The organism is Luteimonas sp. Soil_N_1, assembly GCF_057656255.1.
This window is the reverse complement of record NZ_JBDGKS010000001.1, coordinates 2,866,530-2,880,999: the sequence shown is the minus strand read 5'-3', so window position 1 is coordinate 2,880,999 and position 14,470 is coordinate 2,866,530. Positions and strand designations below refer to the sequence as shown.

Annotated in this window: 10 protein-coding genes; 6 read left to right on the top strand and 4 right to left on the bottom strand. The window is 67.4% G+C overall.

Annotated elements, in window-relative coordinates:
* Positions 1-10 precede the first annotated feature (10 nt).
* Both AC3A4E_RS13370 and AC3A4E_RS13365 read right to left on the bottom strand, forming a co-directional pair.
* Positions 11-640 carry an exopolysaccharide biosynthesis protein gene (locus AC3A4E_RS13370; RefSeq protein WP_487631905.1) on the bottom strand — a complete coding sequence of 210 codons (630 nt, stop codon included), beginning with the start codon at positions 638-640 and terminating at the stop codon, positions 11-13.
* The gene (locus AC3A4E_RS13365; protein WP_487631904.1) at positions 630-1,943 is read right to left on the bottom strand and encodes a hemolysin family protein; all 1,314 of its coding nucleotides are present in this window, start codon (positions 1,941-1,943) and stop codon (positions 630-632) included. Before AC3A4E_RS13365 ends, AC3A4E_RS13370 begins: the two co-directional genes overlap by 11 nt.
* 266 nt (positions 1,944-2,209) lie before the next feature.
* Here AC3A4E_RS13365 and AC3A4E_RS13360 point away from each other — a divergent pair, with 266 nt between their 5' ends.
* The 4 genes from AC3A4E_RS13360 (at position 2,210) to AC3A4E_RS13345 (ending at position 5,086) form a co-directional block, all read left to right on the top strand.
* A complete protein-coding gene (locus tag AC3A4E_RS13360) occupies positions 2,210-2,836 on the top strand; it encodes a DUF47 domain-containing protein (protein ID WP_487631903.1) in 627 nt (208 codons plus the stop codon).
* Between the two features lie 13 nt (positions 2,837-2,849).
* Positions 2,850-3,977 (top strand): anion permease, encoded by a 1,128-nt coding sequence (locus AC3A4E_RS13355; RefSeq protein WP_487631902.1) that lies wholly within the window; start codon positions 2,850-2,852, stop codon positions 3,975-3,977.
* A 35-nt stretch (positions 3,978-4,012) separates the two neighbouring features.
* Complete coding sequence (locus AC3A4E_RS13350) at positions 4,013-4,369, top strand: MGMT family protein (protein WP_487631901.1); 357 nt, start codon at positions 4,013-4,015, stop codon at positions 4,367-4,369.
* Between the two features lie 63 nt (positions 4,370-4,432).
* Positions 4,433-5,086, top strand: coding sequence for a rhomboid family intramembrane serine protease (locus AC3A4E_RS13345; RefSeq protein WP_487631900.1), 654 nt, complete (start codon positions 4,433-4,435; stop codon positions 5,084-5,086).
* Between the two features lie 190 nt (positions 5,087-5,276).
* Here the strand turns inward: AC3A4E_RS13345 and AC3A4E_RS13340 are convergent, their stop codons facing one another.
* Positions 5,277-7,301: a M13 family metallopeptidase gene (locus AC3A4E_RS13340; protein WP_487631899.1), complete on the bottom strand. Its 2,025-nt coding sequence runs from the start codon at positions 7,299-7,301 to the stop codon at positions 5,277-5,279.
* 278 nt (positions 7,302-7,579) lie between these two features.
* Positions 7,580-9,667: a M13 family metallopeptidase gene (locus tag AC3A4E_RS13335; protein WP_487632080.1), complete on the bottom strand. Its 2,088-nt coding sequence runs from the start codon at positions 9,665-9,667 to the stop codon at positions 7,580-7,582.
* 266 nt (positions 9,668-9,933) lie between these two features.
* Here AC3A4E_RS13335 and AC3A4E_RS13330 point away from each other — a divergent pair, with 266 nt between their 5' ends.
* The gene (locus AC3A4E_RS13330; protein ID WP_487631898.1) at positions 9,934-10,845 is read left to right on the top strand and encodes an ABC transporter ATP-binding protein; all 912 of its coding nucleotides are present in this window, start codon (positions 9,934-9,936) and stop codon (positions 10,843-10,845) included.
* A 13-nt stretch (positions 10,846-10,858) separates the two neighbouring features.
* Positions 10,859-14,440, top strand: a complete 3,582-nt coding sequence (locus AC3A4E_RS13325) for an ABC transporter permease/M1 family aminopeptidase (protein WP_487631897.1) — start codon at positions 10,859-10,861, stop codon at positions 14,438-14,440.
* Positions 14,441-14,470 lie beyond the last annotated feature (30 nt).

Sequence of the window (14,470 nt, the reverse complement as noted above, 5' to 3'; positions counted from 1 at the left end):
CGGGCGGGGGTCAGAAGAGCCGGCCGATCCAGTCGCCGGCAGCGGTCGCCAGCGCGCCGCTGAGCACGCCGAACACCCCGATCGCGACGAGGCCGCCGGCCCAGGCCCACAGCATCAGCGCGCCGTCGCGTTCCAGCAGCGCCAGTGCGTAGGCCAGCAACAGCAGGCCGAAGACGTAGTTGGTGAACGGAATCGGCAGTGCCAGCAACACGCCGAGCAACACCAGCTGCAGGCCGGTGAACATCGCCGCCACGCGGTGATCGAGGACACCGGGCAGGCGTGGGCGGCTGAAGCGTTCGACGCGGCGCAGCCAGGGTTCGAGTACGGTTTCGAAACGCTGCACCGCGCTGCGGTGCGGGCCGCGTTCGGCGATGAAGCGGGGCAGCCAGGGCTTGCGCAGGCCGATCAGCAGTTGCGCGCCGACAAGGGCAACCAGTGGGCCGCCGATCGCGCCGCCGACGCCCGGAATCGGGATGAAGGCGGGCAGGGTGGCGACGAACAGCATCATGCCGAACACGCGCTTGCCCAGGCCGATCAGCAGGTCGGCGAAACGCAGCTGGTCATCGGGATCGCCCAGCGCCATCGCGGCGAGCAGTTCCCGGGTGCTGGCTTCCTCGCGCGACGGGACGTCAGGCGTCATCGCCGCCTGTATCCGTATCCGGAAGACGCTGCAGCAGCAGCTTGTCGACCCGGGGGCCGTCGAGATCGACGATCTCGATGCGCCAGCCATGCCATTCGAAATGCTCGGCGACGTTGGGAATGCGGCTGAAGCGCGCGATGGTCATGCCGGCCGCGGTGTGGAAGATGTGCTCGTCCTCACCCGGCAGCGGCCCGCCGCCCAGCAGCTCGCGCAGCGCGCCGGTCGGCAGCGTGCCGTCGACCAGCATCGAGCCGTCCTCGCGCATCACCACCAGCGGCGTCGCATCGAGACCACTGCTCTGGGTGCGGCCGATCACCGCCTCCATCACGTCGTTGAGCGTGACCATGCCGGTGATGTCGCCGTACTCGTCGACCACCAGCGCCAGCGACTGCTGGTTCTCGCGCAGGATCTCCAGCAGCTTCATCGCTGGCGTCGATTCCGACACGAACAGCGGCTCGCGCAGGTACTTGAAGAGGTCGAATTCCTTCTTCTCGAGCCGGTCGATCAGCGACTTGATCTCGAGCACGCCGACCACGTCCGAGTCGTTGCCGCGGAACACCGGATAGCGCGAGTAGGGCGTCTCGCGCATCTCGGCGAGGTTCTCCTCGAAGCCGGCGGCGATGTCGAGCCAGGCGATGCGCGTGCGCGGCGTCATCAGGCTTTCCGCGTCGCGGTCGCCCAGTGTGAGCACCCGGTTGACCATGTTGCGTTCGTCGGCGTCGATCACGCCCTGCTCGTGGCCTTCGCTCACGAGCATGCGGATTTCCTCTTCCGACACCTGCGCGGCCTCGGTCTTGTCGAGGCGCAGCAGCTTCAGCAGCCCGCGCACGCTGGCGCTGAGCAGCCAGACCGCCGGCGTGGCGATGCGTGACAGCCAGTGCATCGGCACCGCCACCAGCGACGCGAGACGCTCGGGCGCCAGCAGGGCCAGACGCTTGGGCAGCAGCTCGCCGAAGACGATGGTCAGGAAGGTGATCAGGCTGACCGCGAGCACGGTGCCGACGGTCGAGGCATAGGTGCCCAGGATCGGCAGGCTGGTCGCCAGCCACGTGCCGATCAGGCTGCCCAGCGCGTCGCCGCCGAGCATGCCGGTGAGCACGCCGATCGTGGTGATGCCGACCTGCACGGTCGACAGGAAACGCTCGGGATGCTCAGCGAGTTCCAGCGCGGCCCGCGCGCTGCGATGCTCGGCCGCCATCTGCTTGAGGCGCGGTTTGCGGGACGTGACCACCGACATCTCCGACAACGCGAAGAACGCGTTGCAGGCGATCAGGGCCAGGACGATGAGGATCAGCTCGAGCATTTCCGGCGCCTCCAGACGGGTCGTATGCGATGCGTGGCATCGCGGGAGGCATCAACGGGCAGGTGCGGCGGGGGCGTTCTAGGGTCGTCGTCCATTGGAAGTATGAACAGCGCAGGAGGCGCGGCCGGGACTATAGCAGGACGCCGCGTGACGACTTCCGTCCACCCCGGGTGCACCCGCACTGGCCCGAACTGTCATCGAACCGTCATAATTCGCGCCCTGCGCAAGCGCCCCGTCCCGCGGGCGCGCGGATATGAGGCGTCAGCATGTTCTCCCTGCAAACGATGTTCGGCCAAGGCAACCAGTTCTACACGCTGCTCGAAGAGGCCGCGGTGGCGGCCAACGACAGCGCGAAGGCCTTGCACGCCATGCTGCGCGAAGCCGACCGCCAGCCTGCGCTCGATGCATTCAAGTTGGCGCGCATGCGCGAACGGGAAACCTCGGACAAGATCAGCCAGGCCCTGGTCGACAGCTTCATCACGCCGATCGAGCGTGAGGACATCGAGGCACTGGGCTCGGCGCTGTACAAGATTCCCAAGCAGATCGAGAAGTTCGCCGATCGCTACTCGCTGGCCACCCAGCATCTGGAGCACATCGACTTTGCGCCGCGCGCGGCGATGCTGGAACAGGCGTCGGCGGTGGTGGTGAAGATGGTGCGCGCGCTGCGCAGCATGAAGCTCGAGCCGATGAAGGCGCTCAACGACGAGCTGCGCGCGCTGGAGAACGAGGCCGACCGGCTGATGCTCGAGCTCTACCGCGACATCTACTCCGGCAGGCTGGATCCGCTGCAGATGTTCCTGCTCAAGGAATTCTTCGAGATTCTCGAAAAGGCGATCGACCGCTGCCGCGAGGCGGGTGTGGTCGCCTACGAGATCGTGCTCAAGAACTCCTGACGGATTCCAGAACATGCTGACCCTCGTGCTGATCGTGGTCGCAACCGCGCTGGTGTTCGAATACATCAACGGGTTCCACGACACCGCCAACTCCATCGCGACCGTGGTCGCGACCAAGGTGCTCTCGCCGATGCAGGCCGTCGGCCTCGCCGCGTCGATGAACCTGATCGGCGCGCTGATGGGCACGGCAGTCGCCAAGACCATCTCCTCGGGCCTGATCGACGCCGGCGTCATCGACGTCGGGTCGCAGCTGATCCTGTGCGCGCTGCTCGGCGGCATCATCTGGAACCTGATCACCTGGTGGTTCGGTCTGCCGTCGTCGTCCTCGCACGCGCTGATCGGCGGCCTGATCGGCGCCGCGCTGGCCGCGGCGTCGAACAACTTCGACGTGGTGATCTGGTCGGAGCCGGCGCAGCCGGTCTGGCACAGCGCCGGTGTGCTGTGGAAAGTCGTCGTGCCCATGGTCACATCACCCGTTCTCGGATTCGCCGCGGGCTTCCTGATGATGGGCGTGCTGTTCTTCGGCATCTCGATGATGGCGCGCAGCGGTGGCGTGTTCGCCCGCATCGCGCGTCCGCGCTGGGTCAATGCCTTCTTCGGCAAGAGCCAGATCGTCTCGGCCGCCGGCATGGGCTTCGCGCACGGCATGAACGACGCGCAGAAGACCATGGGCATCGTCGCCCTGACCCTGGTCAGCGCCCAGAGCGTCGGCACGCTGGACAACCTGCCGGGCTTCCTGGCGTTCCTGCACCCCTCGGAAGCCGCGCTGGCCGAAGGTGACATCGACCTGTGGATCAAGATCACCTGCGCCGTGGTCATGGCCGCCGGCACCGCCGCGGGCGGCTGGCGCATCATCAAGACGCTGGGCCACAAGCTGGTCAAGCTGCACCCGATCCACGGCTTCGCGGCGGAAACCAGTGCCGCTTCGGTGATCCTGGCCGCGTCCTCGCTGGGTATTCCGGTCTCGACCACGCACAACATCTCCACCGCGATCATGGGCGTGGGCACCGCCAAGCGCCTCAACGCGATCAAGTGGACGGTGGTCAACAAGATGGTCTGGGCCTGGATCCTGACCATCCCGATGTCCGGCGGCATCGCCTACGGCCTGTTCCGGATGTTCCACCACTTCGGCTGGGTCTGACCGGTCCCGCGCAGCCGCAGTGGCAGACTGCGGCCATGAACGACGCCTCCTGCGACGGCCCGGCCGTCGCCCGCAGCCGCATCCTCGCGGCAATCCGCGCAGTGCCGGCAGGCAGCGTGGCCGGCTACGGACACATCGCGCGGCGCGCCGGCCTGCCCGGACGCGCGCGACTGGTGGCCCGGGTCCTGCGCGACCACGGTGACCCGGACCTGCCCTGGCATCGGATCCTCCGCAGCGATGGCTGCATCGCATTTTCCGACGGTTCGCCGGGGTTCGTCGAGCAGGTGCGCCGCCTGCGCGCGGAGGGCGTCACCGTGACCGGGCGGCGGGCGCGGATGCCCACTGCAGGGACGCTGGATGCGGCGCTGTGGGGACCGGGCGAAGACGCCTGATCCGGCACGATCACTGCCGCGCGCGGGTCGTTATCATGACGGCCGAAGAACTGAGGAGTGCGGATGTTCCCGAGGTTGCCCACGGCCGTCAAAGCGATCCTGGCCATCAACATCGTCGTGTTCGTGCTGCAGCTGGCCATCGGCAATGCCTTGCTGCCTTTCATGCTGTGGCCGCTGGGTGGCGGTGATGTGGGCGGGCTGGGATTCCAGCCCTGGCAGCTGGTCACCTACGGTTTCATGCATGACCCGCGCAACATCGCGCATCTGGCGTTCAACATGCTGGCGCTGGCGATGTTCGGCTCGCAACTCGAGCACACCTGGGGCACGCGGCGCTTCGTCACCTACTACCTGGTGTGCGTGGTCGGTGCGGGGCTGTGCCAGCTCGGGGTGGTGAGCTGGTCGCTGGCACAGGGCGCATTCCCGTATCCCACGCTGGGTGCATCGGGCGGTGTCTTCGGCCTGCTGCTGGCCTACGGCGTGCTGTTCCCGAACCAGCGTCTGGTGCTGCTGTTCCCGCCGATCCCGATGCGCGCGCGCACCCTGGTGATCGTCTACGGCCTGGTCGAACTGGTGCTGGGCATCACCGGCACGCGCTCGGGCGTGGCGCATTTCGCGCACCTGGGCGGCATGCTGTTCGGCTGGCTGCTGATCCAGCACTGGCGCGGACGTCCGCCTTTCAGTCGCGGCGGCGGCAAGCGCCACGTGCGCAGGCTCTGACGGGTCCCTGTTTTCCGCATCGACGGGTGTCGCGGTCCGCGCCCGGTCCTCCGGGCGCCGCAGTGCCGGCGCCTGTCCACGGGACGGGTCGGGCGGCAGCGACGCCCGTCAATCGCCTGACTTTCCAGGCGGCACCAAAAAAATGCGCCGGACGAGCCGGCGCATTGTCATGTCACACGGTGGCCCCGGCTCAGCGCCAGATACGCACCTGGTCTTCGGCCGTGCGGGTCATCGGGTCGCTGGCAGCGCACTTGAACGTCTCGGTGAAGCCGGGCAGGTTCGCGACCGGACCGTTCGCGCGCCACTGGCCCGGCGCATGCACGCTGGTCGCGGCATTGCGGGTCGCGGTGTCGATGGCCGACTGCTGGCGCCACAGCTGCGCCCAGCCGCGGAAGAACGCTTCCTTCGCCGGCTGCGCGAGCTCCGGGTTGGCCTGCTGCAGCGCGTCCCAGGCGAGTTCCACGCCGGCCAGATCGGCGGCGTTCTCGTCACGGGTCAGCGCGCCGTTGACCTGCGAGCCGGTCAGGCCCGGGTAGCCGTAGGCGTTGTACTGCGCGACGAGCTTGTCGGTGGCGGTCAGCCAGCCGGCGTCGTCGTCGGTGCTCCACCAGGTGCGCACGGTGCCGGTCGAATCGACCTGCTTGCCCTTGATGTCGATCGCGCGGCTCAGCTCGTGGCCGACCAGCGCGCCGTAGGTGCCGTAGTGCGTGGCGGCGTCGGCGGCGACGTCGAGCACCGGCGCCTGCAGCACGGCGGCGGACACGATCAGGCGGTTCTGCGCGAGGTCGTAGGCCAGCGCCGGCGTCTGCGGCAGCACGTCCCAGCGGCGACCGGCGTTGGCCTGGCCGATGCGGCGCATTTCCTGCGCGTGACGCCAGGTGGATGCGATCAGCATGTTGCTGCCGAAGCTGGCGCGGCCCATCGGCTGCACGGTGTAGTCGATGTCCTGCACCGGCGCGCCGATCTCGATCTTCAGCGCGGCCAGCTTGGCCTTGGCTTCGGTCTTCGCGGTCGGGGTCATCCAGGTGTTGCGCTCGATGCCGCGGCCCAGTGCGTCGCGCACCTGGCCTGCGATCGTCTCGGCGCGGGCGCGGGTGGTGTCGGGCAGATACGCGGCGACGTATTCGCGCGACATCATCGGACCGGCGGCGCGGTTGATCGCGCCCAGCGTCAGCTGCTGACGGCTCGGCTGCGCGGTTTCGCCGCGCAGGATGCGGCCGTGGAAGTCGTACTCGGCGTCGCGGAAGCTCTTCGACAGGTACGGCGCCATCGCGTTGCCGATGTGGAAGCGCAGATAGGCCTTCCACTGATCCGGCTTGAGCGCGTTGACCAGCGTGTCGAGCTGGGTGAACAGCTCGGGATTCGCCAGCGACACCTGCGGCGCCTGCACGCTCTGCGCCGACAGGAACGTGCCCAGCTGCAGACGGCGGTACTGCTTGTCGAGACCGGCGGTGTCGACGAGCGCGTACTGCGCACGCGGATCGCGCAAATCGGCCAGCGGCTTGGAGATTGCGGCGATGCGACGTTCCAGATCGATCACCAGCGCCGTCTCGGCGTCGAGGCGGTCTTCGGCGGTGCCGGTCAGCGCGAGGATGTTGCGCACGTACTGCGTGTACTGCGAGACGATCTGCTGCGTCTCGGCATCGCCGCGGCTGTAGTACGCCGGGTCGGGCAGGCCGAGGCCGCCCTGGGTGAAGTAGCCGACGTGGCGGTTGAGATCGGCCAGATCGACTTCGGCGCCGAATTCGAACAGCACCGGAATGCCGACCTGGTGCAGCGCGGCCAGGGCCGGCGCGATGTCGCGCGTGCGGCGGATGCCGTCGATGCGGGCGATCAACGGGGCGATCGGCTTGGCGCCATCTGCTTCGACCGCGGCCTCGTCCAGACCGCTGGCCCAGAAGTCGCCGAGCAGGCGCTGCACGTCGTTCTGCGGCGACGTCATCGCCTTGTTGAGCAGGTCGTGCTGCTGGGTGAGCGCGCGCGCCTGCAGTTCACCGAGCGCCGAACGCGTGCCCTGACCGGCCACGACCATGTTCGCGGCCAGCCAGTCCTTGTTGACGAAGCTGTAGAGGTCGGTACAGGCGGTGACCGGTGGCGGCCCCTTCGGGGCGGCGGCGCGACGACGCTGGGCGTCGGCATCGGAACTCAGGCCGACCAGCAGTGCGATCGAGGCGGCGAGCAGGGCGGGGCGGGCAAGCGTGTGCTGGATCGGCATTGCAGAGTCCGTGCGGGCATGAATCGCGCAAGTCTAGCAAGCCGCGCGACGGCAGGACGGCGCGGGATTTCGCGTTCAGGGATGTGCGATGGGACAGGTCGGGCGCAGCTTCGGATTCGAGCGCGTGAGCACTGCAACCCGCACCCGATGCGCAGCGCGCCTCGAGCCCGGATCCAGGTCCGGGCAGGCGCTCTCGCGGAAAAGGTCACAAGAACAGAAGACAAAGAAAAAGCCCGGCATCGCTGCCGGGCTTCGTCGTCACTGCAATGTCGCGTGGATCACCAGATCACGACCTGCTGGTCGCCGGTGCGGACCATCGGATCGCCGGGCTTGCACGAGAACGCGGCCGCGAACGCGGGCAGGTTCGACGGCGCGCCGATCGCGCGGAAGTTCGCCGGGGCGTGCGAGTCGGTCTTCAGCCGCACATCGAGTTCCTGCGGGGTGAAGTTGCGACGCCACACGGTGGCCCAGTTGAGGAAGAAGCGCTGGTCGCGGCTCAGGCCGTCGGTCATCGGGTCGGGCGTGTCGCCGGCGGCCTGCTTCATCGCGTCGTAGGCCGTCGCCAGGCCACCCAGGTCGGCGATGTTCTCGCCCAGGGTGAGCTTGCCGTCGACGTGCTTGCCCGGTGCGGCTTCGTACGCGTTGAACTGCGAGGTCAGCAGATCGGTGCGGCTGGTGAAGCCGGTCGAGTCGGCGGTCGTCCACCAGTTCTCGAACTTGCCGGTGGGCCCGAAACGGCTGCCCTGGTCGTCGTAGCCGTGGGTCATCTCGTGACCGATCACCGCGCCGATGCCGCCGTAGTTCATTTCATCCGATGCATCCGGATCGAAGAACGGCGGCTGCAGGATCGCCGCCGGGAACACGATCTCGTTCTGCAGCGGGTTGTAGTAGGCGTTGACCGTCTGCGGCGTCATGCCCCATTCGGTCTTGTCGACCGGCTGGCCGATCTTCGACAGCATCCACTTGTAGTTGAACTCGGTCGCGGCGAGCACGTTGCCGATGTAGCTGTCGCGCGAGGTCGACAGACCGTCCCACGCGCGCCACTTCTCGGGGTAGCCGATCTTCGGCGTGAACGAGGCCCACTTCTCCATTGCCTTGGCCTTGGTCTCGTCGCTCATCCAGGCCAGGTTCTCGATGCGCACCTTCAGCGATTCGCTGAGGTTCTTGACCAGCGTCTCCATGCGCGCCTTCGACTCGGCGGGGAACGCGACCTGCACGTACAGCTGGCCCAGCGTTTCGCCGGCCTGGCTGTTGAGCGTGTCGAGCACGCGCTTCTCGCGCGCCTTGAGTTCCTTCTGGCCGCGCAGCTTGTTGCCGTAGAAGTCGAAGTTCTCCTGCACGAACGCATCGCCCAGATACGGCGCGGCGCCGTCGACGAGGTGGTAACGCAGATAGGCCTGCCAGTCGGCGACCGGGGTGTCGCCGATCATCGCGCTGACTTCCTTGTGGAAGTCCGGGATCGCCAGCGAGAACGTCGCCGGCACCGCGACGCCCTGCGACTCGAAGAACGTCGTCCACGGGAAGTTCGGGGTCAGCGCGTCGGCTTCGGCCGGTGTGACCGGGTTGTAGAACAGCTTCACGTCGCGCGACATCTCGACGCTGGACTTGGACTTCGACGCCAGGCGGGTCTCGAACGCCAGCACCGACTGCGCCTGCGTCGACGCATCGGCGGCGGGCACGCCCGACAGCTCGAGCATCTTCGCCACGTGGGCGACGTACTGCGCGCGGATCGGGGCCTTGTCGGCATCGGTGTAATAGCTGGTGTCGGGCAGGCCCAGGCCGCCCTGCATCGCGTAGGCGATGTTCATCGTCGGCGCATCGAAGTCGGCCTCCGGGCCGAAGCCGAACAGGCTGCCTTCACCGCGCGCGTAGGTCTGGCGCAGGTACTCGGCCACGGCCGGGCCATCGGCCAGTGCTTCGATCGCGGTCAGGCGATCCTTCAGCGGCTCGACGCCCTGGGCGTTGATCTTCGCCTCGTCCATGCCGGTGGCCCAGAAGTCGCCGACGATCTTCTCGACGCCGGTCGCGGCGGTGTCGGCCGCGGACTGCTCGGCGAGCTGGCGCTGGATCGCGGTCGAGCGCTCGTCGAGCATTTCGAACGCGCCCCACGAAGTCCGGTCACCCGGGATGGCGTTGGCGGCGAGCCACTTGCCGTTCGCGTAGCCGTCGAAATCGGTGCAGGCGTTCATGCTGGTATCGAGATCGGCGATCTCGAACCGGTTCACGCCGGGCAGTGCGCTTTCGTCGAGCGTCAGCGTCGATGCGTTGGCAGCCGGGGCGGTGGGCGCAGCACCGGCGGTCGCGGGGGTGTCCTGGTCGCCCGAACAGGCGGACAGCGCCAGCACCACCGAACAGGTCAGCAGCAGACGCTTGGGAGCGAAAGCAATCACGTGGAATCTCCGTAGAGGAAGGACCGCCGGGCGGCGCCCGGTGTGCGCGCACTCTACGCCTGCCCCCGGGCCGCCGGGGGTGTCGAAGGTCATGCGCGGGCAGGCCCGATCGAGGCCCGGCGGGGCGCCGCTTTGCGGTTCGTGGCGGGCCACCTTTCCGGAACGGTGACGTTCGACCCATGCGCGTACGTGCGCGGTGCGCGAGGATCGCGCCATCGTGCCGATGGCACAGGGAGACGCCCATGCTCGCGATCCGTGACCTGACCAAGACCTACGCCAACGGTGTGCGCGCTCTCGACGGCGTGACGCTCGACATCCCGCGCGGCATGTTCGGGTTGCTGGGTCCCAACGGCGCGGGCAAGTCCTCGCTGATGCGCACGCTGGCGACACTGCAATCGGCCGACGGCGGCAGCGTCACGCTCGATGGCAGCGACGGTCCGATCGACGTGCTGCGCGACAAGGATGCCGTGCGTCGCCAGCTCGGTTACCTGCCGCAGGATTTCGGCGTGTATCCCAAGGTCAGCGCGCTGGATCTGCTCGAACACTTCGCCGTGCTCAAGGGCCTGACCGATCGCAAGCAACGGCGTGAGGTCGTTGACGGCCTGCTCGTGCAGGTGAACCTGTGGGATGCGCGCAAGCGCAAGCTCGGCACGTTCTCCGGCGGCATGCGGCAGCGCTTCGGCATCGCCCAGGCGCTGCTCGGCAATCCGCGTCTGGTGATCGTCGACGAACCCACGGCCGGTCTCGATCCCGAAGAGCGCAACCGGTTCCTCAATCTGCTGGCGGCGATCGGCGAAGACGTGGTGGTGATCCTGTCGACGCATATCGTCGAGGACGTCACCGACCTGTGCCCGACGATGGCGATCATGAACCGCGGTCAGGTGCTGCTGACCGGGCGCCCCAGCGACGCGATCGAGGCGCTGTCGCAGCAGGTCTGGCGCAAGCAGGTGACCAAGGAAACCCTGTCCGGCTACGAGGCCGCGCATACGGTGCTGTCGACGCGCCTGGTCGCCGGCCAGCCGGTGATCCACGTGCACAGTGCGGATCGGCCCGAGGACGGCTTCGTGCAGATCGATCCGGATCTCGAAGACGTGTACTTCCAGCGTCTGCGCCTGCAGGCACGGCAGCAGGCCGCCGCAGCGCCGGCCGTCTGAGCCGGAGCCCGCCATGATCCTCGAATTCTTCCGTTTCGAGCTGCGCCAGCAGCTCCGTTCGCCGCTGCTCTGGTTTCTCGCGGTGCTGTTCGCGCTGCTCGGGTTCGGCGCGGCCTCCAGCGACGCGGTGCAGATCGGTGGCGCGATCGGCAACGTGCATCGCAATGCGCCGATCGTCGTCGCACAGCTGTTCGGCGCCTTCACCCTGCTGACGATGCTGATCGTGCCGATCTTCGTCAGCACCGCGCTGCTGCGCGACTTCGAGCAGGGCACCGCGGACCTGCTGTTCTCCGGACCGGTGCGCCGGCGCGACTATCTGCTCGGCCGGATCGGCGCCGCGCTGCTGGCGAGTCTGGCGGTGTTCGTCGTCATCGGCATCGGCCTGTTCGTCGCGCAGTTCATGCCGTGGATCGATCCCGCACGCCTCGGGCCCGTCTCGCTGCAGCCGTATCTGTGGTCGCTGGGTGTGATCGTGCTGCCGAACCTGCTGTTCGTCACCGCGCTGCTGGCGTTGCTGGCGGTCACCACGCGTTCGATCCTGTGGGTCTACATCGGTGTGCTCGCGTTCTTCGTGCTCTACGGCGTCAGCGCCACGCTGATGCAGGACATCGACAACATCTGGCTGGCGACGCTGGTCGAACCGCTGGGCGCGCGCGCGCTGTCGCGCACGGTGCGCTACTGGTCCGCCGAGGAGCGCAATTCCGGCCTGCCTGCCTTGGCCGAGTATCTGCTCGCCAATCGCGCGCTGTGGCTGGCCGTGTCGCTGGCGCTGTTCGCGGCGGCCTTCGCGCTCTTCCGGACCGAGCGCAGCGGGACAGGGCGCGGACTGTTCAGGCATCGACGCGTGACGGCTCCGGCCACCGTGGCATCGGTCGTGCCGTCTCGCGCACCGATCCGCGTCCAGCCTGTGTTCGGCGCGGCGACGGCGTGGTCGCAGACCTGGCGGCAGGTGCGGTTCGACACCGCCGGCGTGCTGCGCAGCGTGCCGTTCCTGGTGATGCTGCTGTTCGGCATCCTCAATTTCGTGCCGTCGACGCTGTTCCAGCAGTCGATGTATGGCACGCCCGTCTACCCGGTCACCTCGCAGATGCTCGATGCGCTGCGCAACAGCTACAGCTTCCTGCTGATGATCGTGGTGATGTTCTACGCCGGCGAACTGGTGTGGAAGGAACGCGGCGCCAAGCTCAACGAAGTGGTCGACGCGATGCCGGTCGCGAACCGCATTCCGCTGCTCGCGAAGTTCCTGACCCTGCTGGTGGTGATCGCGCTGTTCCAGATAATCGGCATGGCGATGGCGATGACGATCCAGCTATTCAAGGGCAGCGTGCAGCTCGAGCCGCTGGTCTACGCGCAGGCGCTGGTGTTCGACTCGATTCCCTACGTGATCATGGGCGGGCTGGCGCTGGCGTTGCAGGTCTTCGCCAACAACAAGTTCATCGGCTACGGCCTGCTGGTGCTGGTGCTCGTCGCACAGGCTGTGCTCGGCATGCTCGACTTCACCCACAACCTCTACACGATCGGCGCGTGGCCGAACGCGCCGTATTCCGACATGAACGGCTACGGCCACTTCCTCGCCGGCCAACTGGCGTTCCACGGCTATTGGGGTCTGTTCGTCGCAGCGCTGCTGCTGCTCGCGGCGGCGTTGTGGGTGCGCGGCGTGGATGGTGGCTGGCGCCAGCGTCTGGCCGGCATGCGTGCGCAGCTGCGGGGCGGCCTGGGCCTGGCGTTCGCGGCGGCGGTGCTCGCGTTCGCAGCGGTCGGTAGCGTGCTGTTCTGGAACACCAACATCCGCAACGATTTCGTCTCGCCCGATGGCCAGCTCGATCTGCAGGCCCGCTACGAGCGCGACTACAAGCAGTACGAATCGCTGCCGCAGCCACGCATCGTAGCGAGCCGCTCGGACATCGACCTGCGCCCCGAAACGCAATCGATGACCGGCACGCTGGTCTACACCGTGCGCAATCCGCATGCCGGGCCGATCACCGACGTGCACATCGGCATGAGCGACGACCGTGCGCTGGTCGACGTGGATCTCGGTGGGCAGACGCTCGCCAAGCACGACGAGCCGCTGGGCTATCGCATTTACCGGCTCGCCACACCGCTGGCGCCGGGCGAGACGCGCGAGTTCCGCTTCAGGGTCGACTTCCATCCGACCGGCATCACCAGCACCCAGGCGCAGACGCAGTTCGTCGAGAACGGCAGCTTCTTCAACAGCGGGATGTTTCCGCAGTTCGGCTACAGCGCGCGTGTCGAGATCAGCGACCGCAACGAACGGCGCAAGCGCGATCTCGGCGAACCGCGGCGCATGCCGAAACTGGAGGACGAAGCCGCCCGCGCGAACACCTATCTGACCGACGACGCCGACTGGATCGATTTCAGCACCACGATCTGCACTGCGCTCGACCAGATCGCGCTGGCGCCGGGCTACATCGAACGCGAGTTCGAGCGCGACGGGCGTCGCTGCTTCAGCTATGCGATGGATCGCCCGATGCTGCACTTCTACGCATTCCTCTCCGCGCGCTGGGAGGTCCGCAAGGGGATGTACAAGGACATCCCGATCGAGGTGTACTTCGACCCCAGGCATCCGTTCAATGTCGACCGGATGATCGAGGCGACGCAGAAGTCACTGGCCTACTACGAGGCCAACTTCACGCCGTACCAGCACCGCCAGTTGCGCATCATCGAGTTCCCGGGCTACGGCAGCTTCGCCCAGGCGTTCGCGAACACGGTGCCGTACTCGGAGTCGATCGGCTTCATCGCCGACCTGCGGGATGCCGACAAGCTCGACTACGTGTTCTACGTCACCGCGCATGAGGTCGCACACCAGTGGTGGGCGCACCAGGTGATCGGCGCGAACGTGCAGGGCGCGACGATGCTGTCTGAATCGCTGTCGCAGTATTCGGCGCTGATGGTGATGGAACAGGAATACGGCCGGCCGCGCATGCGCCAGTTCCTGAAGTACGAACTGGACCGCTACCTCGGCGGCCGCGGCGGTGAGCGGCTGGAGGAGCTGCCGCTCTACCGGGTGGAGAACCAGCAGTACATCCACTACCAGAAGGGCTCGCTGGTGTTCTATCGCCTGCGCGAGGAAATGGGCGAGGCCGCGCTCAATCGCGCGCTCAAGCGGTTCCTCGAAGACAAGGCCTACCAGCAGCCGCCGTACACGACCTCGCGCGACCTGCTGGACTACATCCGGGCCGAAGCGCGCCCCGACCAGCAGACGCTGATCACCGATCTGTTCGAGACGATCAGCTTCTACGACAACCGGGTCATGACGGCGACGACGACGCGTCGCGACGATGGCCGCTACGACGTCACGCTCAACCTGCATGCGGCCAAGCGCTACGCCGATGGCACCGGTCGCGAGACAGCGGGCGTGCTCGACGACTGGATCGAGGTCGGCGTATTTGCACGCGGGCCGTCGGGCAAGGAACGCGACGAGAAAGTGCTGTACCTGGAGCGCCACCACATCACGACCGCCGATCCGGTGATCACGGTGACGGTCGACGAGGCCCCGTTCGAGGCCGGCTTCGATCCCTATAACAAGTTGATCGACCGGGTCTCGTCGGACAACCGGCGGCGGGTGACGCAGTAACGAAGCGTGGCTTCGGGGCGATGCGGCGCA

What these genes read in the sequence shown, in the direction of transcription:
- AC3A4E_RS13370 (WP_487631905.1), bottom strand. Translation starts at nt 640, where the DNA reads ATGACGCCTGACGTCCCGTCGCGCGAGGAAGCCAGCACCCGGGAACTG.
- AC3A4E_RS13365 (WP_487631904.1), bottom strand. Translation starts at nt 1,943, where the DNA reads ATGCTCGAGCTGATCCTCATCGTCCTGGCCCTGATCGCCTGCAACGCG.
- AC3A4E_RS13360 (WP_487631903.1), top strand. Translation starts at nt 2,210, where the DNA reads ATGTTCTCCCTGCAAACGATGTTCGGCCAAGGCAACCAGTTCTACACG.
- AC3A4E_RS13355 (WP_487631902.1), top strand. Translation starts at nt 2,850, where the DNA reads ATGCTGACCCTCGTGCTGATCGTGGTCGCAACCGCGCTGGTGTTCGAA.
- AC3A4E_RS13350 (WP_487631901.1), top strand. Translation starts at nt 4,013, where the DNA reads ATGAACGACGCCTCCTGCGACGGCCCGGCCGTCGCCCGCAGCCGCATC.
- AC3A4E_RS13345 (WP_487631900.1), top strand. Translation starts at nt 4,433, where the DNA reads ATGTTCCCGAGGTTGCCCACGGCCGTCAAAGCGATCCTGGCCATCAAC.
- AC3A4E_RS13340 (WP_487631899.1), bottom strand. Translation starts at nt 7,301, where the DNA reads ATGCCGATCCAGCACACGCTTGCCCGCCCCGCCCTGCTCGCCGCCTCG.
- AC3A4E_RS13330 (WP_487631898.1), top strand. Translation starts at nt 9,934, where the DNA reads ATGCTCGCGATCCGTGACCTGACCAAGACCTACGCCAACGGTGTGCGC.
- AC3A4E_RS13325 (WP_487631897.1), top strand. Translation starts at nt 10,859, where the DNA reads ATGATCCTCGAATTCTTCCGTTTCGAGCTGCGCCAGCAGCTCCGTTCG.